Genomic DNA, 21813 nt, shown 5'->3' on the forward strand with positions numbered 1-21813 from the left:
ACACGCCCTACAAAGGTAAGCTTTCTTGCTTACCTTTGTTCATGCATAGCATCAGAATAATAAAATCAGTCATCTTCAGGCTTGAAAAGCTCTTCGAGCATTGGCTTTGGGTTGTTTAAAAATGCCTTTGTAATTTGGTAATGCTCAGTATCCTCATAATTTATTTGATCAATAGCTTTTGCAAATAAAGCAAAATAGTACATTATATCCATAGCAAGAATGCTCAAAGTATTAATAACCCAAAGCAAGGAAGGCAATTATGCTTGAACCAAACTATGCAAGCTACACTCTTGAAGAGCTGTTAGATTGCAAAGCGAATATCGACGCACAAGCATGGCCCGAACGCCTAAAAAACATCGAAAACGCGTTGAGTGTTTATGCCAGTCAATCTGCTGAGCACGAAAAACAGTACAAACAAGCGGTGTTTGATGCTTATTGCGAGACGTTACGCCACGATCTAACCATCAGTATCGACGATAATATTCTGTGGTTTTTAAGACCGTTTTCTAAGCAAGCTAAAGATATTACCCCCAGTACCTTTGCTGGCGAAGTTTGCCCACTTTGCAAAGGTAATCTTAGCGCAACCACATGGGCTGCTGGCTGGCAGTTGAGCTGCGAACATTGTGAAGTAACAGGGATTATTGTTGAAAATATTTGCTATTTAAAGTGAGTTAGAAAAGCCTAGCGCAGGCTAGGCTTTGAATGAAAAGGAAAATTAACAGTCTTTTATTAATTGTTTTTAAATTTATTATTTAAATACGACTTCACCATAGTAATGAGGGTCTTTACCATTTTGTTTAAGCATATAAGTGCACTTGACGCCTTTTTTACCAAATTGACCAACAGGAGCATGATCTTTAAGTACATTTATTTTTTGACCATTGAAGTCACAAATAAAGTCACGGATTGAACCTTTAGTCGACGTAAAATCCCCAAGCTTCACTTTATGATTCTTTTTAAAAATAAAAGCTTTGTGAGAATTGCCGTTACGGTAATCGTACATATCTAACTTAAGCGTTGCTTTATAACCTTGCTTTACGACACCTTGGCCATTTGCATCGTAAATAGTGCCTTTCCATGTTACGACTTTATTTTTACCTCGATAATGTTTTGGCGACTTTCCTGTGTCTCCACCTGGCATTAAAGTAAAAGTAATAATTTCGGCATTGCTGCCGGGGCGAGACTTCCATGAGCATTCAATGCCGCTTTTAAATTGATGGTAATTAAGCCCTTTTAAACCAGGCCCTTTAATAGCAGGGCAGGTTACTTTGCCACCAATGCTATCAGAGTACATCATTTTGTATTCTTCAGGTTTTATATATGCTTTGTTATCGCCATTACCATAACGAACTTCATCGTAAGGAATGGTCAAGAAAACTCCTTTAGTGCCGATTTCGCCTCGCAATGACTGCGCACCAAAATTCGGATCGTCTACTGCGTAAGCTGTTGATGTGAAAGCGACAGCAAGTAATGCTGTGCTAAAGATGTGATGTTTCATTGTTCTGGATTCCAAATTCCACAACCCGGCTATCTTCCCATTTCCTTATTTCTTTCAGAGAAGACCCGTGGCTTTCCGTCCCTACCTCACAGTAGGTTTGGCAGTATTAATACATTAGTTTTGTTAAAACATATTTGTATGACTGCATGAACATCTATTAATAGTTCCTAAATAGTGTTCAAAATACCTGCTTTTTAAACGTGGTTTAAATCATATTCCGTGTTCAAGAAATAATGATTGAAAAGAATTGTAGGTGAATAATTATTTAATGCAAAATAATTAGTATAAATTTATTATTCTTGTACCTTAAAGTAGTTATTCTGGATCTGTTTTGGGATCAGTGTGTGTTTTTTGGGTATTTTTTATGATTTTGATTCTAAATTGAATATATTTTCAATGAGGTTCTAGAGCATTGAATTAAAATGTTATTATATTTGAAACGTTTTTTGTTTCTTTAAAGTATACTAATCGGGCAGTGTTTTTATATTAGGCACTGCCCAATATTTTTATTAAGCTTTTTTAACAAACTTAGCGGTAACCATCATTTCACCAACGCCATCAACTTTACAGTCTAATTCGTGGCCTTTTTTATCTAACACGCGGCGGATCACGGCTTTGGTGCCTATTTTAATCACTTGTGAGCTGCCTTTAATTTTTAAATCTTTCGCAACAGTCACTTTATCGCCATCAGCTAATAAAGTGCCGTTGGCATCTTTCACATTGATTACATCATCGGTATCAACCGCATTAGGATCCCACTCATGAGCGCATTCTGGGCATACTAAATTGTTTTGATCTTCATACACGTATTCAGAGTTACATTGTGGGCAAGGAGGAAAAGACATAAATGGCACCATGGTTGATTTTAAAAGGGTATTTTAATGGCTAAGAGTAAACTATGCGAGCACAAGGTATATATTTTATGGCTTAGACGTTCCGAGCGTTTTGGTAATAGAGAATATTCCTCTTAGATCACCAAGCCGATAGCCTGTGGCTAAATCATTTGGGTAATGTTCGTTGAGTGCTTGTTTTACTTCTGGCGCAATTGTTTGGCCATGACAATTGAGGCAAACTGGCGCGACTTTTATTGCTTTAGCAAAGCGAAATTGACCATCTTTATTGGTTGAAAAAGTCACATTGTCGATGCTTTCTGTATTTCTGATCATATCAAGTAGCTGGGCGATTTTTTCAGCTTCCCATTCATCGGGTTGATTATTTGGATTACGGTTTTTAGTGCTTTTACGTGCTACAGTCCAACCATCAGTTGATAAGCTATCGCTAATAGCCGGGGCTTGCATTTTGCACACGTTAATCCCTTCAACTAAACCACCTTGTTTGATTGCAGCAGCCAATGCTGATTTAAGCGTCGTGGCAAATTCAGTTGCTCGCTCCGCTGCTTGGGTTTCTAGAGTCGCTGATTTTGTTTCAGCATAAATACTAGGTGAAAGTAACACAGTACAAATCACAATTGTTCTGAGGGAAAACATAGTAAAACCTTATATTAGATATATCTAATATAGTAGTTTGTTTTTACTATACATGCCAATTTAACCTGCAAAAAATAACGATTCTTTGCACAAAGCCTGCTGGAGTGTTGTTGCTAAATTGGTTAAGGTGAAGAAAATATCTTGAGAACAAAAAAAATGAAAAAACTAATTTACATCGCCGCTTTGTTATTCTCTGCCCTGACATTTGCAGGTACCGCTCCATACAGTGGAGAGATAAGTCGTGATGACTTACTTAAAGACTACTCTGCGTTCAGTGAAGAATACGATGAATACTCACCGAGCAAAGAAGAGTTAAGCACTATAAAAGCACTGCAAGGTAAGCAGGTTTTGGTGTTCTTGGGCACTTGGTGTCATGACTCAAAACGTGAAGTGCCTCGATTTTTGAAGCTTCTCGATACTGCGAAGGTGCAGTTAGGCTCACTTAAATTAGTGGCCGTTGGCTACGACAAGCTAGACCTTGCAGGGTTAGCAAAACAGCACGACTTAATGTATACACCAACCATTATTGTCCTTGATGGCGAAAAAGAGCTTACCCGTATGATCGAAAAGCCAAAACAAAGCTTGGCTTTGGATCTTACGCAACCGGGTCAAACGCTATAAAATCATCAATAGATAAGGGTATTGAAATTAAGTAACCTTGAATATAATCAATGCCTTTATCACTCACCAATTGCCATTGCTCTGAGCTTTCGACCCCTTCTGCGGTAATCGTTAAATCAAGTTGATGGACTAAATCACTCATCGTTTGTAAAAATAAACCATCTCGTGGGTTATCCACGCAGTTACAAATAAAGGCACGGTCAATCTTAACGTTATCTAGCGGAAACTGCTGAATTGACGACAGTGATGAATAACCCGTTCCAAAGTCATCAAGTGATAAATTAAAACCTGCTAATTTAAGTTCATGCATTAGGTTTATGGCGTATTGGGTATTTTGAAATAGGGCGGATTCGGTGATCTCAAGATTAATTTTTTGATTAGCCGGAAATAGCTTAGCTTTTTCTTTACTCAGTCGTTTAACTAAATGCACATCAGAGAACTGTTTACGTGAGAGATTGATCGACACTTTAATACGAATGTTATTTTCAACCATGCGGTGGCAATCTTCAGCAACCTTAGCAACAATCCAACGAGATAATAAATTAATGAGCTCTGATTGCTCAGCGATGGTAATAAACTCCACTGGTGACACAAACCCTCGAACATGGTGCTGCCAACGTACAAGCGCTTCACAGCCAATCAGTGTGCCATCTAGAGCGCTTACAATTGGCTGATAGACCATACTTAGCTGTTCGTTGGCCGCAAGCGCATGGCGTAGATCACTTTCTAGGTTACTTTGTGCGATAAGCTTATCTTTTAGAGATTGGCTATAAACTGTGAACGGTTTTTGTGTGCGAGGGCATTCATTCATCGCAATGAGAGCTGTATTGATTTGCTCAGCCGCATCGATGTTTTGTAAGTGTGGATAACCCACGCCAATGTATAAGTGGTAAAAATGAGCGCTACCAGCGGTTTCAATAATACCGCCGACCTGATGCTGTAATTTATCTAATAGGGCGGCGAGATTTTCATCAAAAATGGCTTCTTTTAGTAATATTAAAAAACAGCCAGGTTTTATGTGTGCGCAAAACGCTTGATGTAAGTCAGAAAATTCAATTAGCCGGTTAGCTATCGTTGTCTGTAGTTCATTTAAGTAATCTTGACCGTAAATATCTTCTAATTGACGATAGCCTTTGATCTCGGCACACAATAAAGTAAGGCCGCTACTGTACTGGTCTTCAGGGCATAAGCTAGCGATATATTTTTCGCTGTAATGGCGATTGGCAAGGCCGGTGATCGAGTCAAAATGTGCTTGCTGGTAAAGCTCATGTTGGCGTTGTTTTTCAGCACTGATGTCTTTAATCGTACCAACCAAGGTGTTGGTTTTAGGGTTCCATTCAGCGTGTTCATGAAACCAGCGTTTTTCTCCATTGAGTTTAATCGTGTACTCAATTTCAGTTGGGCTACTAGGCTTAGTATGAATAAAATTTAAAAACGAATTTTTATAAAAGCTATCGATTTTTTCACAGACATCAGTAATTGATTGCGCTTTGCTTTGTTCTTTGAATAACGATTTAGCTTGTGATGATAATTGCCTAATGCTTTTATCAGGCGACAGATGCCAACTACCTACGCCACTGAGTGACTGAGCTTGTTTTAATTCAAGTGCCTGTTCAGACAGCTCTAAGGTTTGCTTTTGCACAAGTTTTTCGAGGTTTTGCTCATGCTCACGTAACCGACAAGTAATCGTAATCAAATAGCAGCTAACCGATGAAAGTAACAGAGCTATGAGTAGTAATACTAAAAATTCAACATGCGCTCGATAAGCAAACTCGTCTTTAATAGCCACAACCCATTGCTGATTTTCAACATCGAGATTGTAGGTCGACCAGTGGCTTTGCTCAAAACTGTGGTTATTTAAAAGCGGCACGTAGTTATTCGCTGTTTTTTGCCAAACCTCATAGAGGTGAGAGGGGGAGGTGCTCTCAGGGCTCAAATTTGCAATAAATTCTGGAAAGCGCAGCACCGCGATTGCAAACCCCCAAAACTCATTTTGATCAAAAATTGGTAATCGAGCGACTAATCCTTGACCACCTTGAGCCAACTCTTTTGGTCCATCGATTTGCATTTTTTGAGTATCAATGGCTGTTTGTAAAGACTCTTGAATGCTTTGCATCTTAAATAAATCGACACCAATCGCACTCTCGTGACTGGTTAGCGGGTAGCTGTATTGAATTACCCCTTTTGGTGCGAGTTGAATAGTTTGGCTACCATCACTATGAGTTAATATCTCAGTGGCAAGGGTTTCGAATTCAGTTTGTGTGTATGCAAAGTCACGCATTGCGGCGCGAACAAGGTAAGGACCAAGGAGTGCGTTATCGAGGGCTTTTTCAAGTTTATTGCTGTAACTGTTAAGTGCTGCACTTAGCTCAATCTCATGCATTTCTTGTCTATCATAAAACACTTTTAGTGCTATCGCCGAAAACAAGCAGAAACTGAGAAAAAAAGAAGTAAATAACAACGAAAAATATGTAATATTACGCAATGGCGTCTCTGAATTAAGTGGGTATTTAAGTACTAAGCTTGCTTTTAAAAATACTAGTTTAGGGTTAGCTGGTTGTCTAGCGAAGAGCTAGAATTTTAGTTGAATTTTTAGCAAGTTAAAAAAATAATTGTACCTAAATACAATTAATTGCAAGCACAAGTAAGATTAAACACTATGTACCAAGCCGTTATAAAAGCGATAGATGCAGCGAATGCTGTCGACCCAAATCGTGTAAAACAAGATGCTCAAGAGCTAGCAAAAGAGTCTTTATATGCAATGCGTATGACCGACATGCTAAACCGTTTCAACCCACAAGCCGATGAGTTGATGCATATTGCTGCGCGAGGCCAACATATTGAGCGTTGGCGCTCTCCTCGCAGTGATTTTCCTATGGGAAAGCAAGGTTATTATCAATGGCGTACGGCTTTATATGATTTTCATGCCGAGCGTGTAACAGCCCTTATGAAAACGGCGGGTTACGCACCGGAAGAATGTGAGCGCGTATACGCAGCCGTTGCTAAAAAGAACATAAAACGAAACCCCGATAGCCAATTGATTGAAGACATTGCAAGCCTTGTTTTTATTGAGCATTACATGCTTGATTTTGCAAGTAGTAAGCCTGATTACGATGAACAAAAATGGCTGGGTATTATTCGTAAAACATGGCAAAAAATGTCAAATGAAGCACATGACTTTGTATTAGCTGGTAACATCAGCTTACCTGAGCCGCTTAAACCGTTAATTACAAAAGCGCTAAATTAATTATAAAACAAGGATGGTCTATGTTTTGCCCGCGTACTAAAACAGCCCTTGAAGCAGTGAGCATTGGCGACGTTAACGTGTATTTATCAAAAAGCGGTGGCGTATTTTTTGATTTTGAATGACTGAAAATAAGAAGCCTGTACCATCTAAGATACAGGCTTTATTTGCATGCTAAGCGTTAAAGCTTAACCAGCATTTTTCCTTTATTTTTACCTTCGAACAGGCCAAGAAATGCATCAACGGCATTTTCGATGCCATGGTAAACCGTTTCTTCAGATTTAATTTTACCTTCGCTGATCCACGCACCCATTTGCTCAATAAACTCAGGGAACTGATCAAAATAATCAATCACGATAAAACCTTGCATGGTGAGCTTTTTCGAGTTGATATAAAACAGGTTGCTTGGCCCTGGCTGTGCAGTGTCATTATTGTAACCTGAGATCATGCCACAAATAGGAATACGGCCGTAATCGTTCATTACATTGAGTGCTGCTTCAAGGTGATCGCCACCTACGTTTTCAAAGTACACATCAATGCCTTGTGGTGCCGCTTGTTCAAGGGCTTCTGTTAGGTTTGCTACCGTTTTGTAATTAATTACTGCATCAACACCCAACGCTTTAACCATTTGTGCTTTTTCGTCAGAGCCAACCGAAGCAATCACTTTACAGCCTTTTAGCTTAGCAATTTGGCAAACAACGCTACCTACAGCGCCTGATGCAGCTGAAACAAACACGGTATCGGTTTCTTTTAGGCTAATTACCTTTGTTAAACCTGCCCATGCAGTTAACCCAGTCATACCCATAGTACTTAAAAACAGTTGGTCTGGTAGTGGCACGTTAGGTAGTAACGTTAAGTCGCTGCCATCGCTAATGTGCATGGTACGCCAGCCGCTAATATGGCTTACTTTACTTCCTACAGGGAAGTCATCATTGCGTGATTCAATCACTTCGCCGATAGCACCGGCTTCCATCACTTCGTTTAAGTTAAATGGCGCGATATATGATTTACGATCGATCATGCGTGGGCGCATATAAGGGTCAACTGACATCCAGGTATTTTTAATTAACACTTCGCCGTCGTTCAAATCAGGTAGTGATACTTCTACCTGCGCAAAATTAGCCTGTGTTGGTACACCCGTTGGGCGTGAAACTAAATGAATTTGTTGACTTGTCGCCATATAAACCTCGAATCTGCTAGATTAGAATCAATTAATAAGTTGCACAAAACATTTGCGCGCAAACTATTTGCGATCAATTTAATGATCTTTACTATAAAAGGCAATAGATCGTCGGAAAATAATTTGCGCGCAAACTAAATTAAGGCAATAATATGGCTGTATTTCAGTTTAGGGTAGCAGCATGAGCAACAAGTTATCAGACAATGTATGTTTCACTTTATACAGTGCAACCAATGCGTTGATCAGAGCGTTTCGACCAATCCTTGAAGCTTATGACTTAACCTATCCGCAATATATTGTGATGCATTCTCTTTGGTATAATAACCAAGTGAGCTTAAAAGCGCTTTCTCATGACACGCACCTTGATTCAGGCACCTTAACACCAATAGTTAAGCGCCTAGAAAGCAAAGGTTTATTGACTCGTCAGGTATCAAATGAAGATGAGCGTAAAAAAGTAATTTCGTTAACAGAGCAGGGCATGCAACTTAAAGTTGATGCTGAAGAATTAACGGCTAAGTTAATGGCACGCTCAAATATGAGTTTGGAGCGAATCGAGTTATTACGCGAGTTAACCCTTGAGCTGCATACTGACCTAACAAAAACGGACCTTACAAAAAGCTAATCTTCTACTAAACACACTAAAGTGCCTTCAATAGCGCGAACATACGCATAATGCTGGGCGTCTTTTTTAGTTGGCGGGCACAATGGCTCAGCACCAGCAAGCACAGCTTTATCGTAACTTTCGACTAAATTATGGCAGCTGAATCTTAGCTCAAAACCAAGAGCTGGTTGCTTAGGATGGGCGCGAATATACCCTTGCTTGAAGTATGATTGCGCATGCGGGTGGGTCGCAAAAGCAAGTTTTACAGATCCTGTCACAAGTTCACCGTATTCAGCATCGTCACTGATATGGTTGGTATTTAAACCAAATGCTTGATAGTAAAAGTCGAGTACTTCTTCTACGTTATCGACGTAAATAACCTGACTTAAAAAGTCCATTTATGCTGCTCTATTTATTGTTCGTTTATTAAATAAAGCATAGTTTCAGCAATAAAAAACCTTGTAAGTCATACTCACAAGGTTTTTTTAATACTTAAAGCTTAGCTGTAGAAATTACGACTTGTTGCGGTTTTCTTTCGCAAATGCACGGATTTTACGTTTTTGCGATAAAGTCACTTTATTAGTGCGACCCGCGTATGGATTGTCGCCTTCTCTAAATTCAATTTTGATTGGCGTACCCATAATGCCTAATGCTTTACGGTAGTAGTTCATTAAGTAGCGTTTGTAGCTATCAGGTAAGTCATGAACTTGGTTACCGTGGATCACGATACGTGGTGGGTTATAACCACCTGCGTGAGCATATTTAAGTTTTACACGACGACCACGAACAAGTGGCGGTTGGTGATCGGCCTGTGCCATATCCATGATACGACGCAGCATCGCTGTGCTAATACGCTTAGTTGCTGACTCGTATGCTTCGTCTACTGACTCAAATAGGTGACCCACACCTGTGCCGTGTAAAGCAGAGATAAAGTGCAAACGTGCGAAATCGATGAAACCTAAACGACGGTCAAGCTCTGACTTAATACGTTCTTTAACGTAATCGTCAAGGCCGTCCCATTTGTTAACAGCAACAACCAATGAACGACCTGCGTTTAAGGCAAAACCAAGTAAGCTTAAGTCTTGATCAGAAATACCTTCGCGAGCATCAACCACAAGCAATACCACGTTAGCGTCTTCAATCGCTTTAAGGGTTTTGATCACAGAGAATTTTTCTACAACATCGCTTACTTTCTTACGCTTACGAACACCCGCAGTATCAATAAGAATGTACTCTTTGTCGTTACGTGTCATCGGAATATAGATAGAGTCACGGGTTGTACCCGGCATATCGTAAACGATTACACGTTCTTCACCTAAGATACGGTTTGTAAGTGTTGACTTACCAACGTTAGGGCGACCGATAATAGCAAGCTTTACTGGCTTGTCAGCAAAGGCTTGCTGGTTGTCTTCGCCTTCTTCATCTTCGCTGTAAAGATCAACCAATTCGTCATCACTTTCTTCAAGCTCTTCAGCTTCGCCTGCAAGTTCTGCAATAACAGGCTGTAGAGTTGTTTCAAGTAATTGCGTGATACCACGGCCGTGAGCCGCTGCAATGTGATGTACGTCGCCTAAGCTTAACTGATAGAACTCAGCGCAGTATGAGTCTGCATCAATACCATCCACTTTGTTTGCCACAACAAAACATTTCTTTTGTTGTTTACGAAGGTGGTTAGCAATCGCTTGGTCTGCGGCGGTCATACCTGCGCGGGCATCAACTAAAAATAGCACGATATCGGCTTCTTCAATCGCTAGTAGCGATTGCTCAGCCATTTCGGTTTCGATACCATGCTCAGAACCGTCAATACCACCCGTGTCTACCACGATAAATTCATAGCCATCGTAATCAGCTTGGCCATATTTTCTATCTCGTGTTAAGCCAGGAAAGTCGGCTACGAGGGCGTCACGAGTACGTGTTAAACGGTTAAATAATGTGGATTTGCCCACATTGGGTCGCCCAACAAGAGCGATCACGGGAAGCATAAACTACCTCTTAAAAAAACAACAAAAGGCTTCGCCAAGCGAAGCCTTAGAAAAATAACGTTTACTATTAGTAAGTTAGTTTGGAATTTTAACCGCGCTAACTTCACCATCTCTGGTGTATAAAATTAATTTGTCACCGGCAACAACTGGCTCAATAAAGAAACCTGAGCTGTCAAAGTCTTCGCGTGATACAAGCTCGCCCGTTTCTTTGTCTAACCAGTGTAGGTTACCTTCTTGGTCACCTAGTGCTAAGTACTTACCTGCCACAGTCGGACCTGTTAAGTACCAGCCGCGCAGTGCCGGTTGGCTCCAACGTTCAATACCTGATGTTTTATCTAGACCGTAAACAACACCATCGCTATCAACAACATAGATAGACTGACTATCCATCGATAAATCACGGTAGCTGCTGTACTCACGTTTCCAAACAACATTACCAGAACGAATATCAACGGCTGCTAAGTTACCATTATAGGCGATTGCATAGGCATATGGGCCGCTAATTAATGCTTGTGTATCTACATCAACCAAACGTTCAAACTCAGACGCCCCTTTTGGAGAAGCAATTTCAGCACTCCACGCAGAGTAACCATTTTCAGAAATTAATACGCTTAATTTACCTGTTTCAAGGCCTAGTAATACACCACCGTTGGCTACAGTTGGTGAACTTTGACCTCGTAATGTAAGTGGTGGCACTTCTTGTTCAAAGCTCCAACGCTCTTCGCCTGTATCTGGGTGTACAGCTAATAATTTACCTGAGCCTAGGTTTACAAAAATTAGGCCGTCGCCTGCAGCTGGTTTAGCAAGTACTTCGCCTGGCATAGTTTTGCGCCAAACGATTTCACCTGTTTCACGGTCAAGAGCAATTAAGTAACCATGCTCAGAACCAACGAAAATTTTGCCGTAAGCTTGTAAAATACCGCCCGATAGCTTGGCACTTTCTGTGGTTTCCCAAGGCCAGAAGGCTGGGTTTTCACGCACATCGGTTTGCCATAGCGTATCGCCATTTTCAAGCGATAGGGCTTCAACTTCACCTTCGCGGTTTGCTACATACACAACATCGTTATGAATAGCCGGCGTTAAGCGCGAGAAATAGTGCTTAACACCATCACCGATTGATTCTTGCCAAACCACTTCTGTCTCAAATTGATTAACAATTTCAGGCAGTACCAGTTCTTCTTCGTCATCACTGGACGAACACCCAGTCAGGGTTGCGATACACAGAGCAAGTGTTGCCGCTGTTAACTTCTTCATCTTAACCCCTTACGCCGCTGGGCTAGTTTGTGCTAAGTCATCAAGTTTAATTTGTAATAACGGATTGTTTTCAAGGCCGCCATTATCAGCAGCAGCTTGGTATTGGCTGCGAGCTTGGTCTTTGTCGCCTTGTGCAGCATAAACATCGCCTTTTAATTCAGCGACTGCAGCAGCAAATGATGCTGGAAGCTGGGCGTTTAGCGTTGTTAGCGCTTGCTCATATTGCTTTTGTGCAAGGTGAACACGAGCAAGGCGCGTTGTTGCCGTTGCTTTAAGCTCAGGGTTTTGCTCGTTGGTGATGATCCAGTTAAGCTTTTCGCTTGCTGCATCAAGGTCATTCTTGTCAACAGCTTCTTTCGCCGCTACAAATGCTGTTAGCGTGCTGTAGCTTGACTCGCCATTGTCTTTGATAAACGTATCCGCTTTTTCTAGCACGGCACCGCTTTCAACAAGTTGTGTGAAAGAGTCAGATGCTTTCTCAGCTGTGGTGATTTGGTTTTGGTTATAAGCTTTCCAACCATATAAACCACCTAAACCTGCAACAATACCAATTGCAAGTGCTAAACCATTTTCACGGAAAAAGCGTTTGATCGCTTCTTCTTGTTGTTCTTCTGTTGAATAAATTTCCATGCTTACCTCTGTTGCTAGCTGGGCTTAAATAAGTTCAGCTAGTAGCGTTTTCGCTTCTTCTAGTTTTAAGGTGACTTGTTCTTTACGCTCACGTAAGTACTTAATAGTCACAACGCCTTGTTCTAATTCATCTTCGCCGATAATAACTGCGACTAGAGCATCGCTTTTATCTGCGCGTTTTAATTGCTTTTTAAAGTTGCCACCGCCTGCGTGCACCATAACACGTAGACCTGCAACATCTTTACGTAATTGAGCGGCAATGATAGGCGCTTGAATGCTGGCTTTATCGCCCATGGCTGCCAAATATACATCAGCACTACGGCGGATGTCACCTACACTTTCTAGTGCTTGAAGTAATAACACTAAACGCTCAAGACCCATTGCAAAACCTACCGCTGGTGTTGCTTTACCGCCTAGTTGTTCAACTAGACCATCGTAACGACCACCGGCACAAACGGTTCCTTGTGCGCCTAGGCTATCGGTTACCCACTCAAAAACAGTGCGGTTATAATAGTCAAGTCCACGTACAAGCTTTTCATTTACCGTGTATTCGACGCCTGCAGCGTCTAAACGTTCACATAAATTTTCAAAATGTTCTTTTGATTCAGCGTCTAAGTGCTCAGATAGTTTAGGCGCATCAGTTAAAATAGCTTGTACATCAGGGTTTTTGCTATCTAACACACGTAAAGGATTAGTGTGCATACGACGCTTAGAGTCTTCATCAAGTACATCGACGTGTTGCTCTAAGTAAGCAACAAGTGCATCTCGATAGTCTGCACGCGCTTCATTTGAACCCAATGAATTAAGCTCAAGACGAACGTGCTCACTGATACCAAACTCTTTCCATAATTGGGCTGTCAGCAAAATAACTTCTGCATCAATATCAGCAGTGGCAATGCCGAATGTTTCTAAACCAAATTGGTGGAATTGACGGTAACGGCCTTTTTGTGGACGCTCGTGACGGAACATAGGGCCCATGTACCATAAACGTTGTTCTTGGTTATACAGTAAACCGTTTTGATTACCTGCACGCACACACACTGCGGTACCTTCAGGGCGAAGAGTCAAGTTATCGCCATTACGGTCAGCAAAGGTATACATTTCTTTTTCGACGATATCGGTTACTTCACCGATAGAGCGCTTGAATAGGTCGGTTGATTCAACAATTGGAAAACGAATTTCTTGATAACCAAACGATGAAACTGTTTCACGTAAAATGTCTTCTACTTTCTGCCAAATTTGCGTATCGCCTGGCAGACAATCGTTCATACCACGAACTGCCTGAATTTGTTTTGCCACTGATAAATCCTAAATACTGTACTTGCGCTGAAAAAATCGCGCCTCAAGAAAAACTAAAAAATTGACCCGTCATTATACCGTCTAAGCGGTAAAGGTAAACGGCAAACCCAAGGGTTTGCCGAGTATATGCGAATTATTCAACGATTTTGATGTCGATTGGCGTTTCTTTCTCTTTTTTAGCGATAAAGTCGCGCACATAGCCTTCAAGTTGGTCGACAATGTTATCGTTATCGATACGTGCTTTTTGGCGCTCACCATTGATGTATAAGCCAGAGCGACGGTTCGCACCAGCAAGGCCGATATCACTAACCAGCGCTTCGCCAGGACCATTAACTACACAACCAATCACCGACACTGACATAGGCTCAACCACATCTTCAAGGCGCTCTTCAAGCTGGTTCATGGTGCTTACCACATCAAACTCTTGGCGTGAGCAGCTCGGGCAGGCAATAAAGTTAATGCCGCGTGAGCGAATGCGTAATGATTTTAAAATATCAAACCCCACTTTGATCTCTTGTACCGGATCGGCAGCAAGTGATACGCGTAATGTGTCACCAATGCCTTCGGCAAGTAGCATACCTAAACCAACAGCCGATTTAACAGAACCTGAGCGCATGCCGCCTGCTTCGGTAATACCTAAATGCAGAGGCTGGTCGATTTCTTTGGCAAGTAAACGATACGCACCAACCGCTAAAAATACATCTGACGCCTTAACAGATACTTTAAATTGATCAAAGTCTAAACGTTGTAAGATCTCAACATGGCGCATAGCTGATTCAAGAAGTGCTTCTGGTGTTGGTTCACCGTATTTTTCTTGTAAGTCGCGCTCTAATGAACCGCCATTAACACCAATACGAATCGGAATGTTATGCTCACGTGCTGAGTCTACAACGGCACGAATACGCTCTTCGCTACCTATGTTACCAGGGTTAATACGTAAACAATCCGCACCATACTGAGCCACTTTTAATGCAATACGGTAATCAAAGTGAATATCTGTTACCAGCGGGATAGTGACTTGTTCTTTAATGCTTTTAAATGCTTCAGCTGCTTCCATAGTTGGTACAGACACACGCACAATATCGGCGCCGGCATCTTGAATAGCTTGAATTTGTGCAACCGTTGCATCGATATCTAGGGTGTTGGTGTTAGTCATCGACTGAACGGCAATTGGCGCACCATCACCAATTGGTACGTTACCTACGTTAATACGGGTCGATTTTCTGCGTTTAATAGGAGATTCTGAAAACATTGCGGTTACTCTGATAACGGTAAAGTAAATTTAGCTAAGCGATTTTTGGCAAAATGTGAGGTATCGACGGCTTGACCTTGAAAAGTAATATCGACTACTTGGTGTTTGCCTAATACTACATTAAACGGCTGTGGGCCGGTTACTGTCATAATGTAACCTGCTTTTTTAACACCAAAAGCGATGCGATCGCCGTTGCCATCGTGAATTTCTACCCAGCTATCTTCATTGAAGTGCATCACCACTTCGCTGTGCTCAGGATCTGCCTTTTCAGTTTGTGGCTGAGCAGCAGATTGGTTTTGTGATGCAGCTTGATTTTGTGCTTCGTTGCTGGTCGTTGGCGCATCAGCTTCAGGCTGAGCGATTTCTTGCTCGCCTTCAGCGAGTGGTTGAATGGTTTCTTCAGCTGGTGCTTCTACAGCTAAGTCAGGTGAAATATCACTGCTTTCAAGTTGATTTGGCATCGCAGTCGTGACCGGCTCTTCGATATTCTGGTTGCTATTTTGCCACCACCAAAACACAGACGAGCCAATGATCACCGCTAAGATAAAGTAGCTAAACAGCATTAAACGGCTGTCATGTGCTTCTTTTTCTGTGCGGCGAGAAAAGCTCTGCATTTTTGACTTTTTCTCAGGCTCAACGTGCTCAGGCAGTAATTCAAGCATGGTTTGGCTATCGATTTTAAGCTCACGGCAATAGCTTCTGATATAACCTTTTACGAAGGTCGCAGGGCCTAGTAGTTCGTGCTCGTCGTTTTCTAGTCGTTGTAACTGTAAAACTGATAACTTTAATGCACCAGCAAGTTGCTCAAGGCTCATTCCTGCGTCTTCGCGGCGCTTTTTTAGCGCTTGGCCGAGCGTTTCTTGTGGTTGTTCTAAATTGTTTTCTTCATTCATAATGCGTATGAGTCTGGATCTACCAATAAGAGTCTATGCCCAGGTTCTAGGGCGACATCTGGGCTCAATTTGTTCCAGCGCATTAACTGATCGATCAATACGCTATGCTGTGTGGCTATGCTAAAGAGTGTGTCGCCATCATTGATGTCGTGATAAATGTTCGGATCGTTCAAATAAATGCGAGTACCGTTTTGTACACGATCCGATTCTTTTAAGCCATTCCACAGCAAAATCTTCTGTAGTTTAACATTGTATCGCACCGAAATGCTAAAGAGGTTTTCACCATTTTCAATAATATGATACGGGATATTCAGCGCCGGTACATTTGCGTTCAGCATGGGTAAGTTAAGCGGCTCGTTTGTCACGCTAAAGTCAGTGCTATTTGCGGTTGACGCCGTTGTTTGACTGCCACTAAATACGTTTTCGTCTTTTTCTGCTTCGTAAAACACCACAGTGCTGGCATCATTTTTGGTATTTTGCGAGTTTGCTGGCGTTTGTTGTTGAACGCTTGGCGTTTGCGGTGCACCAAATGACACTATGGTCACTTCATCATTGCTTTGCGCGTCTGCTTGCTGCTTTGCAATAACTGGAGTTTGTTCAACTTTACGAGAGGAAACTGTTTGGAAACCTTCGTCAGTTTGCTTTGTGAGCGTCTCTGGCGTTGTATCGCTCGTTTGTGAAGAGGCGAGTGTCTCTGTTACGGGCTTTTCTCCGCTGTCTGAGTTTACCTCAGTAGGCACCTGTTTATTACTTTGCGCTACAGTTTGTGGCTCGGGTTGAGTTTTGTTTACAGTTGGCTGCTCAACTGGAGAAGCTTGTTCATTAGTTGTTGGAACATTTGTGGTCTTTACAAGGCTTTGCCCAGTAGCAGCCACTGACGCCTGTGCAACAACAGCTTGTTTTGCAGGTGCTTTTCTTTTCACGATGCGAATTTTTGGCTGATCTTTGCTAACCGTGCTGTTATCGCTTGAGATTTTCAGTTCTTCAAGCTGCGCTTGACGGTATTTTTCTCGTAGAACTTCAAATTCTGAGCGTTTAGTTTGTCCAGATGAAATGGTTTTTGCTTCTACTGAACCTGGATAGGTTTGTAGAATAATACCTGCCGTTGTTTCAGCTTTTTCAATATGGCCCATGCGTTGCTGAATTAAGTAGCTGAGCATGAGTGCTCGAGGTGTTACTCGGCCTAAAGACTCGTATTTTTCAATGATATCTTCAGCTTTATGAAGATCGCTTTTTGCGTAATACAAACCAGCAAGGCTTATCATTGAAGAAGGACGCTGTGAGCTGTGATTTAGTGCTGACTTAAGGTATTTTTCTGCGTTTTCAAAATCATCAAATTCAATCGCGCACAAGGCTAAGTTTTCGTAACTTTCAGCTACACGGATATAGCTAGGAATTGAAATCGCCTTAAGAAGCTCTTCTGCTGCGCGGTCGTATTCGCCAATGCCACACAAAAATACACCGTAGTTATTTAAGGTGTTCGGATCATTAGGGGCGATTTTTAGTGCGCGTTGATAGGCTTTATCTGCTAGCTCAGGTTCATCAACCTGTTGATAGTAATAAGCTAAAGAATAGTGTACTTCAGGAAGGTCAGGGGCAAAGTCTGCGGCACGTTCTAGGTTATATTTTGCTTGCGAGTTGTTGCCTGTCTTTAAGTACTGTAACGCAAGGGCGATACGAGTACGAGCAGCACCGGTATTATTAATCTTTTTTTCAACAACGGGTCTGTCGCTACCATTGTAGCTGTTTTCTGTAACACACCCTGTTAATGCTATTGCACTAACAGTAATGGCAAGTATAGAACGCATTACCTAATCTCTTCTTTGATTCCGTATGCCTATCTTACCGAAAAGCCTTTGTGTTGCATCTATTATTTTAAAAATAACGAGTTTGTCACAAAGGCTTATCTTTAAAAGTTACGCTTATGCTTGGTGAACATTTACCGCAATAGCGTTATCTTCGCGCATTTTCTTTTTCGCTAAACGTTTAGTACGGTCTACAACATCACCCACTAATTGCCCACAAGCTGCGTCAATATCATCACCACGGGTACGGCGAACAATACAGGTAATTCCCGCTGCTTGTAATACTTTAGAGAAGCGGTCGATGCGGCTGTTGCTCGAACGGCCATATTCATTACCTGGGAATGGGTTAAACGGAATTAGGTTCACTTTTGAAGGTGTACCTTTTAATGTTTTAACCAATTCGTGTGCTTGATCTGTGCTGTCGTTTACACCTTGTAGCATAACGTATTCGATAGTCACATCTTTGTTTGCTTTAGAGCCATCAATATAACGACGACACGCCGCTAAAAACTCTTCGATAGGGTACTTTTTATTAATTGGTACCAGTACATCACGCAGCTCATTGTTTGGTGCGTGAAGTGAAATAGCCAGCGCTACGTCAATTTTCTCTTTTAATAAATCAAGAGCAGGTACCACACCTGATGTACTTAAAGTAACGCGACGCTTTGATAAACCAAAACCCCAGTCGTCCATCATAAGTTCCATTGCTGGTACTACATTTTTAAGGTTTAGTAATGGCTCACCCATACCCATCATTACCACGTTAGTAACTGGTCGCTTAGTGCTATCGCCATCTAAACCAATGTCTTTTGCAACACGCCATACCTGACCGATGATCTCAGATACTGATAAGTTACGGTTAAAGCCTTGTTGTGCTGTTGAGCAGAAAGTACATTCAAGGGCACAACCTACTTGTGATGAAACACATAAAGTTGCACGGTCTTTTTCTGGGATCCAAACAGCTTCTACTTCTTGGCCACCTTGTAGCATCAGGGCGTATTTGATGGTGCCATCACTTGCCTGTTGTCTAACTGAGATTTCAGGAGCAACAATTTCACATTCAGCTTTTAGTTTTTCTTTTAGCTTTTTGTTGACGTTTGTCATGTCGTCAAAATTGTCTACACCAAAATGATAAATCCATTTCATCACCTGATCGCCACGGAATGGCTTTTCACCGAATGATACAAAAAGCTCACGCATTGCATCTCGGTTTAAATCTAATAAATTAATCTTTTTTTCAGTGGCCATGAAACAACCTCAATCAGTGACGGTGGTAAGTAGTTTGGGTGCGCGATTGTACATTATTTAATCGACTTAGTCATTAGCTAAACAGATTTACAATAGGCTTAGCTAATGACTAAAAAAGGGCCCGAAAGCCCTTTTTCTTCTGCATCACAGACTTAGCTGTGAACTCGAAATTAACGAGTACGTGGGCAGATTTCTTCGTCAGCGAAGAAGTATGCGATTTCACGTGCAGCTGATTCAACAGCGTCAGAACCGTGAACAGCATTTTCGTCGATGCTGTCTGCGTAGTCAGCACGTAAAGTACCAGCTAGTGCTTCAGCAGGGTTAGTAGCACCCATGATTTCACGGTTTTTAAGTACTGCGTTCTCACCTTCAAGAACAGTAACCATTACTGGACCAGATGTCATGAACTCAACTAAAGCACCGAAGAAAGGACGCTCGCTGTGCTCAGCGTAGAAACCTTCAGCTTTTTCTTTTGAAAGGTGAACCATTTTAGCTGCAACGATTTTAAGACCAGCAGTTTCGAAACGGTTGTAGATAGCACCGATGTGGTTTTTAGCAACTGCATCAGGTTTTACGATTGAAAAAGTACGCTCTAAAGCCATCTTTATGCTCCAATAATTTTAAATTTAAAAGGTTAAATATTAACGGGCGCGAATTATACGCGCTTTACGTGAAAATTCCTAATTTAATTAAATAGTCATTTGATGGCATTTTCATGAACCCTAACCATGTATAGCAACACGGGTATAAAGTGTGAGCGAATTTTAGCAGTTAAGTACTTGTTGTGGGCTATTTTATAGGCAATTATTAACTCAGGAAATGATAAAACTAATAAGGACAATAATGAAAAATCTTTTACTGGCTAGTTTACTTGCAAGCTGTTTAGCTGGCTGTAATTCAGACTCAAACGATGAGCTTGAGTGCTCTCCTTACCCCATTGCAATCGATATTAATAATTATGTTGTCACCCCAGAGCAAAGCGAAGCTAATACAGCACTCGCCTATGATGCCTATACCATTAAACTAGGTGGTATTGGCGAAGGCGTTTATAGTGAAGGAAATGAGCCCGATCCTGATAAAGAGTATGCAGAGTGTGCTATCCCAGCTTTGGTACTAGGGAGCGCGAACACCATTACAGCGATTAATATTTACTCAAGCGCTGATTACAACAATGAACTCACTGCGGGTACGAGTTTAAATAGCCTTTTTGATATCAAAGAAATGTATAATAGTGATTTTGATTATTACAGTGATGGCAACTATGCCAGTGTTGAAAACTTCACAAACGTATTCCCCACTATTGCACCCATATTTATTGAACTAAAGCCTAACCAAGCTCCTGAAGTTGAAAGTAGCCATATTTTTTATATCGATATTAGTTTTGCAAACGGCAAAACCTTTGCGCTTGAAACTGAAGAAGTTCAGCTGTTTTAAATTGCTATTAATCAGCTATTTTCAGCGGGCTTCTCTGCTGACATACCTAATCTCTACTCGCTTACAATTTGCTCACCCAACTAAGCTAATTGGTATAAATTTACCTTCTCTATAACACATTTAAAAAATGTAAAAACACCACTTCGTTGTTAGCTTTTTGTTCACTTTATCATGGGTAAGCTAATTACCCATGATAAAGTGATGTTATTTTAAATTGTTGAAAATGATTTGTTTTTGCTTTTTTGTGTGAATTTAATCTATCTTTTCAGAGAAAAATAGCAACAATAAAATTGTAATCGAAATGTTAAATTCAAGTGTACAAAACGCTACATGGTTTTTCGTGAATTCCTGAACTAATTCAATCATAAAATATTAGTGAGTTGATTTTTTCTAAACAAAAAATCTTACTTTCATTTTAATTTGAATAATCAAAGGAGAGAACAATGAAACTACGCAGTGCACTTTCTAAGTTGTCATGCGCGTCAGCTTTTGCACTTGGCACTATGCTGACTTTGAGCCCCGCAGCCAATGCAATGAAACTAAAACAACAAAACTTACAAGAGATGGCTGTTGAGTCACAGAGCATTATTGCTGGCCAGGTGGTAAGCGTAACAGATGGTTTTGATAACAATCGTCCCTATACCGAAGTGACTATTCAGGTTTCGTCAGATGCAAAAGGCAAGTTAAAAGACGATTCAAATTACACTTTTCGTCAGTTTGGCCTGATAAAACCTCGCTCTATGGGCAATGGCAAAGTGTATTTAGGCGCAACGCCTGAAGGTTTTTCTAAATGGCAAGAAGGCGAACAAGTGATTGCCTTTATGTATAAGCCAGCATCAATCACAGGTTTTCAAACGACCGTAGGCCTTGCTCAAGGTAAATTTGTAGTGCGCAATGGCAAAGTAGAAAACATTTTTGCTAACAAAGGAGTTTTTGAAGGGTTAGATACCAGCAGCTTATCAGCAGAGCAACAAAATCTCTTAACCACACCTGGTGCAGTCGATGTGGGAGTTTTTATGGATTTAGTAGGTAAACTGTCTGGAGTACAACAATAATGAAATTTTCTAAAATCGCAGCAGCATTAACCCTTGCAACTATTTCAACAGGTGCGTTAGCAGGTGGTCCACTTTATATTCATGAACCGACAATGCAGCCATATAAATGGGATACCTCAAAAGGCAGTATTCCAGTTTGGACTGATGGCGGTCAACTTATCAAAGATAAAGACGGTAACGATGTTGAAACCTTCACTGTACTTGAAAAAGGCACTGTATTTAACGTTGATGTTACCTTACCTGATGGCACAGTCACGGCAAGATCATTATAAATTGAACTTATAGAATATGTAGTGATCAGATCAAGGCATAATAATCACCTTGGTCACG

General features: G+C 41.1%; 24 protein-coding genes and 1 riboswitch. Of the genes, 8 read left to right on the plus strand and 16 right to left on the minus strand.

Annotated elements, in window-relative coordinates; all coding sequences use genetic code 11:
• Positions 1-65: 65 nt before the first annotated feature.
• Entirely contained in the window at positions 66-212 is a 147-nt protein-coding gene (locus HUS62_RS10725) for a hypothetical protein (protein ID WP_220095011.1), read from the minus strand.
• A gap of 47 nt (positions 213-259) precedes the next feature.
• Here HUS62_RS10725 and HUS62_RS10730 point away from each other — a divergent pair, with 47 nt between their 5' ends.
• On the plus strand, positions 260-670 hold the full coding sequence (locus HUS62_RS10730) for a hypothetical protein (RefSeq protein WP_175079507.1): 411 nt from the start codon (positions 260-262) through the stop codon (positions 668-670).
• Positions 671-748: 78 nt separating this feature from the next.
• Here the strand turns inward: HUS62_RS10730 and HUS62_RS10735 are convergent, their stop codons facing one another.
• The 3 genes from HUS62_RS10735 to HUS62_RS10745 all read right to left on the minus strand — a co-directional run bounded on the left by HUS62_RS10735 (position 749) and on the right by HUS62_RS10745 (position 2985).
• Positions 749-1498 (minus strand): hypothetical protein, encoded by a 750-nt coding sequence (locus tag HUS62_RS10735; protein ID WP_175079508.1) that lies wholly within the window; start codon positions 1496-1498, stop codon positions 749-751.
• Positions 1499-1514: 16 nt separating this feature from the next.
• Positions 1515-1610: riboswitch (cyclic di-GMP riboswitch) on the minus strand.
• Between the two features lie 397 nt (positions 1611-2007).
• Entirely contained in the window at positions 2008-2343 is a 336-nt protein-coding gene (locus HUS62_RS10740) for a zinc ribbon domain-containing protein YjdM (protein WP_175079509.1), read from the minus strand.
• Between the two features lie 75 nt (positions 2344-2418).
• A complete protein-coding gene (locus HUS62_RS10745) occupies positions 2419-2985 on the minus strand; it encodes a DUF3365 domain-containing protein (RefSeq protein ID WP_175079510.1) in 567 nt (188 codons plus the stop codon).
• Positions 2986-3141: 156 nt separating this feature from the next.
• Here HUS62_RS10745 and HUS62_RS10750 point away from each other — a divergent pair, with 156 nt between their 5' ends.
• Positions 3142-3606, plus strand: coding sequence for a thioredoxin family protein (locus HUS62_RS10750; RefSeq protein ID WP_175079511.1), 465 nt, complete (start codon positions 3142-3144; stop codon positions 3604-3606).
• Here HUS62_RS10750 and HUS62_RS10755 read toward each other — a convergent pair.
• Positions 3581-6010, minus strand: a complete 2430-nt coding sequence (locus HUS62_RS10755; protein WP_175079512.1) for an EAL domain-containing protein — start codon at positions 6008-6010, stop codon at positions 3581-3583. The genes HUS62_RS10750 and HUS62_RS10755 overlap by 26 nt on opposite strands.
• Positions 6011-6265: 255 nt before the next feature.
• Here HUS62_RS10755 and HUS62_RS10760 point away from each other — a divergent pair, with 255 nt between their 5' ends.
• Positions 6266-6853 (plus strand): DUF4202 domain-containing protein, encoded by a 588-nt coding sequence (locus HUS62_RS10760; RefSeq protein ID WP_175079513.1) that lies wholly within the window; start codon positions 6266-6268, stop codon positions 6851-6853.
• Between the two features lie 20 nt (positions 6854-6873).
• Positions 6874-6975 (plus strand): zf-TFIIB domain-containing protein, encoded by a 102-nt coding sequence (locus HUS62_RS23115; protein WP_175079514.1) that lies wholly within the window; start codon positions 6874-6876, stop codon positions 6973-6975.
• Between the two features lie 56 nt (positions 6976-7031).
• On the opposite strand, the gene HUS62_RS10770 is transcribed toward HUS62_RS23115, so the two are convergent.
• Positions 7032-8030, minus strand: a complete 999-nt coding sequence (locus tag HUS62_RS10770; RefSeq protein WP_175079515.1) for an NADP-dependent oxidoreductase — start codon at positions 8028-8030, stop codon at positions 7032-7034.
• A 181-nt stretch (positions 8031-8211) separates the two neighbouring features.
• Here HUS62_RS10770 and HUS62_RS10775 point away from each other — a divergent pair, with 181 nt between their 5' ends.
• The gene (locus HUS62_RS10775) at positions 8212-8652 is read left to right on the plus strand and encodes a MarR family winged helix-turn-helix transcriptional regulator (protein WP_175079516.1); all 441 of its coding nucleotides are present in this window, start codon (positions 8212-8214) and stop codon (positions 8650-8652) included.
• Here the strand turns inward: HUS62_RS10775 and HUS62_RS10780 are convergent.
• The 10 genes from HUS62_RS10780 to ndk form a co-directional block, all read right to left on the minus strand.
• Complete coding sequence (locus HUS62_RS10780; RefSeq protein WP_062565866.1) at positions 8649-9029, minus strand: VOC family protein; 381 nt, start codon at positions 9027-9029, stop codon at positions 8649-8651. The two genes, HUS62_RS10775 and HUS62_RS10780, sit on opposite strands and share 4 nt — an antisense overlap.
• Before the next feature lie 114 nt (positions 9030-9143).
• On the minus strand, positions 9144-10613 hold the full coding sequence (gene der, locus HUS62_RS10785) for a ribosome biogenesis GTPase Der (RefSeq protein ID WP_175079517.1): 1470 nt from the start codon (positions 10611-10613) through the stop codon (positions 9144-9146).
• Positions 10614-10688: 75 nt separating this feature from the next.
• Entirely contained in the window at positions 10689-11867 is a 1179-nt protein-coding gene (bamB, locus tag HUS62_RS10790) for an outer membrane protein assembly factor BamB (protein ID WP_175079518.1), read from the minus strand.
• 9 nt (positions 11868-11876) lie between these two features.
• Positions 11877-12497 carry a tetratricopeptide repeat protein gene (locus tag HUS62_RS10795; RefSeq protein ID WP_175079519.1) on the minus strand — a complete coding sequence of 207 codons (621 nt, stop codon included), beginning with the start codon at positions 12495-12497 and terminating at the stop codon, positions 11877-11879.
• A 24-nt stretch (positions 12498-12521) separates the two neighbouring features.
• The gene (gene hisS / locus HUS62_RS10800; RefSeq protein ID WP_058584526.1) at positions 12522-13796 is read right to left on the minus strand and encodes a histidine--tRNA ligase; all 1275 of its coding nucleotides are present in this window, start codon (positions 13794-13796) and stop codon (positions 12522-12524) included.
• Between the two features lie 133 nt (positions 13797-13929).
• Positions 13930-15048, minus strand: a complete 1119-nt coding sequence (gene ispG / locus HUS62_RS10805; protein ID WP_054553525.1) for a flavodoxin-dependent (E)-4-hydroxy-3-methylbut-2-enyl-diphosphate synthase — start codon at positions 15046-15048, stop codon at positions 13930-13932.
• Between the two features lie 5 nt (positions 15049-15053).
• Complete coding sequence (locus HUS62_RS10810; protein WP_175079520.1) at positions 15054-15941, minus strand: RodZ domain-containing protein; 888 nt, start codon at positions 15939-15941, stop codon at positions 15054-15056.
• Entirely contained in the window at positions 15938-17749 is a 1812-nt protein-coding gene (gene pilW, locus HUS62_RS10815; RefSeq protein WP_175079521.1) for a type IV pilus biogenesis/stability protein PilW, read from the minus strand. Before pilW ends, HUS62_RS10810 begins: the two co-directional genes overlap by 4 nt.
• A gap of 114 nt (positions 17750-17863) precedes the next feature.
• The gene (locus HUS62_RS10820; protein ID WP_175079522.1) at positions 17864-18994 is read right to left on the minus strand and encodes a bifunctional tRNA (adenosine(37)-C2)-methyltransferase TrmG/ribosomal RNA large subunit methyltransferase RlmN; all 1131 of its coding nucleotides are present in this window, start codon (positions 18992-18994) and stop codon (positions 17864-17866) included.
• A 170-nt stretch (positions 18995-19164) separates the two neighbouring features.
• Positions 19165-19596, minus strand: coding sequence for a nucleoside-diphosphate kinase (gene ndk, locus HUS62_RS10825; protein WP_036972405.1), 432 nt, complete (start codon positions 19594-19596; stop codon positions 19165-19167).
• Between the two features lie 241 nt (positions 19597-19837).
• Here ndk and HUS62_RS10830 point away from each other — a divergent pair, with 241 nt between their 5' ends.
• The 3 genes from HUS62_RS10830 (at position 19838) to HUS62_RS10840 (ending at position 21755) form a co-directional block, all read left to right on the plus strand.
• Entirely contained in the window at positions 19838-20428 is a 591-nt protein-coding gene (locus tag HUS62_RS10830) for a hypothetical protein (RefSeq protein WP_175079523.1), read from the plus strand.
• 443 nt (positions 20429-20871) lie between these two features.
• Positions 20872-21483 carry a hypothetical protein gene (locus tag HUS62_RS10835; RefSeq protein ID WP_063704208.1) on the plus strand — a complete coding sequence of 204 codons (612 nt, stop codon included), beginning with the start codon at positions 20872-20874 and terminating at the stop codon, positions 21481-21483.
• Positions 21483-21755: a hypothetical protein gene (locus tag HUS62_RS10840; RefSeq protein WP_175079524.1), complete on the plus strand. Its 273-nt coding sequence runs from the start codon at positions 21483-21485 to the stop codon at positions 21753-21755. Before HUS62_RS10835 ends, HUS62_RS10840 begins: the two co-directional genes overlap by 1 nt.
• Positions 21756-21813: the final 58 nt, after the last annotated feature.

Source organism: Pseudoalteromonas sp. 0303 (genome assembly GCF_013349995.1).
GTDB lineage: Bacteria > Pseudomonadota > Gammaproteobacteria > Enterobacterales > Alteromonadaceae > Pseudoalteromonas.

Bases quoted from the DNA above. Each gene is read 5' to 3' on its own strand.
- HUS62_RS10770 (WP_175079515.1), bottom strand. From the start codon at position 8,030: ATGGCGACAAGTCAACAAATTCATTTAGTTTCACGCCCAACGGGTGTA.
- HUS62_RS10830 (WP_175079523.1), top strand. From the start codon at position 19,838: ATGAAAAATCTTTTACTGGCTAGTTTACTTGCAAGCTGTTTAGCTGGC.
- HUS62_RS10745 (WP_175079510.1), bottom strand. From the start codon at position 2,985: ATGTTTTCCCTCAGAACAATTGTGATTTGTACTGTGTTACTTTCACCT.
- pilW (WP_175079521.1), bottom strand. From the start codon at position 17,749: ATGCGTTCTATACTTGCCATTACTGTTAGTGCAATAGCATTAACAGGG.
- HUS62_RS10840 (WP_175079524.1), top strand. From the start codon at position 21,483: ATGAAATTTTCTAAAATCGCAGCAGCATTAACCCTTGCAACTATTTCA.
- HUS62_RS10835 (WP_063704208.1), top strand. From the start codon at position 20,872: ATGAAACTACGCAGTGCACTTTCTAAGTTGTCATGCGCGTCAGCTTTT.
- HUS62_RS10775 (WP_175079516.1), top strand. From the start codon at position 8,212: ATGAGCAACAAGTTATCAGACAATGTATGTTTCACTTTATACAGTGCA.
- ispG (WP_054553525.1), bottom strand. From the start codon at position 15,048: ATGTTTTCAGAATCTCCTATTAAACGCAGAAAATCGACCCGTATTAAC.
- bamB (WP_175079518.1), bottom strand. From the start codon at position 11,867: ATGAAGAAGTTAACAGCGGCAACACTTGCTCTGTGTATCGCAACCCTG.
- HUS62_RS10780 (WP_062565866.1), bottom strand. From the start codon at position 9,029: ATGGACTTTTTAAGTCAGGTTATTTACGTCGATAACGTAGAAGAAGTA.
- HUS62_RS10760 (WP_175079513.1), top strand. From the start codon at position 6,266: ATGTACCAAGCCGTTATAAAAGCGATAGATGCAGCGAATGCTGTCGAC.
- HUS62_RS10740 (WP_175079509.1), bottom strand. From the start codon at position 2,343: ATGTCTTTTCCTCCTTGCCCACAATGTAACTCTGAATACGTGTATGAA.
- HUS62_RS10795 (WP_175079519.1), bottom strand. From the start codon at position 12,497: ATGGAAATTTATTCAACAGAAGAACAACAAGAAGAAGCGATCAAACGC.
- der (WP_175079517.1), bottom strand. From the start codon at position 10,613: ATGCTTCCCGTGATCGCTCTTGTTGGGCGACCCAATGTGGGCAAATCC.
- HUS62_RS10730 (WP_175079507.1), top strand. From the start codon at position 260: ATGCTTGAACCAAACTATGCAAGCTACACTCTTGAAGAGCTGTTAGAT.
- HUS62_RS10810 (WP_175079520.1), bottom strand. From the start codon at position 15,941: ATGAATGAAGAAAACAATTTAGAACAACCACAAGAAACGCTCGGCCAA.
- HUS62_RS23115 (WP_175079514.1), top strand. From the start codon at position 6,874: ATGTTTTGCCCGCGTACTAAAACAGCCCTTGAAGCAGTGAGCATTGGC.
- ndk (WP_036972405.1), bottom strand. From the start codon at position 19,596: ATGGCTTTAGAGCGTACTTTTTCAATCGTAAAACCTGATGCAGTTGCT.
- HUS62_RS10750 (WP_175079511.1), top strand. From the start codon at position 3,142: ATGAAAAAACTAATTTACATCGCCGCTTTGTTATTCTCTGCCCTGACA.
- HUS62_RS10725 (WP_220095011.1), bottom strand. From the start codon at position 212: ATGGATATAATGTACTATTTTGCTTTATTTGCAAAAGCTATTGATCAA.
- HUS62_RS10820 (WP_175079522.1), bottom strand. From the start codon at position 18,994: ATGGCCACTGAAAAAAAGATTAATTTATTAGATTTAAACCGAGATGCA.
- HUS62_RS10735 (WP_175079508.1), bottom strand. From the start codon at position 1,498: ATGAAACATCACATCTTTAGCACAGCATTACTTGCTGTCGCTTTCACA.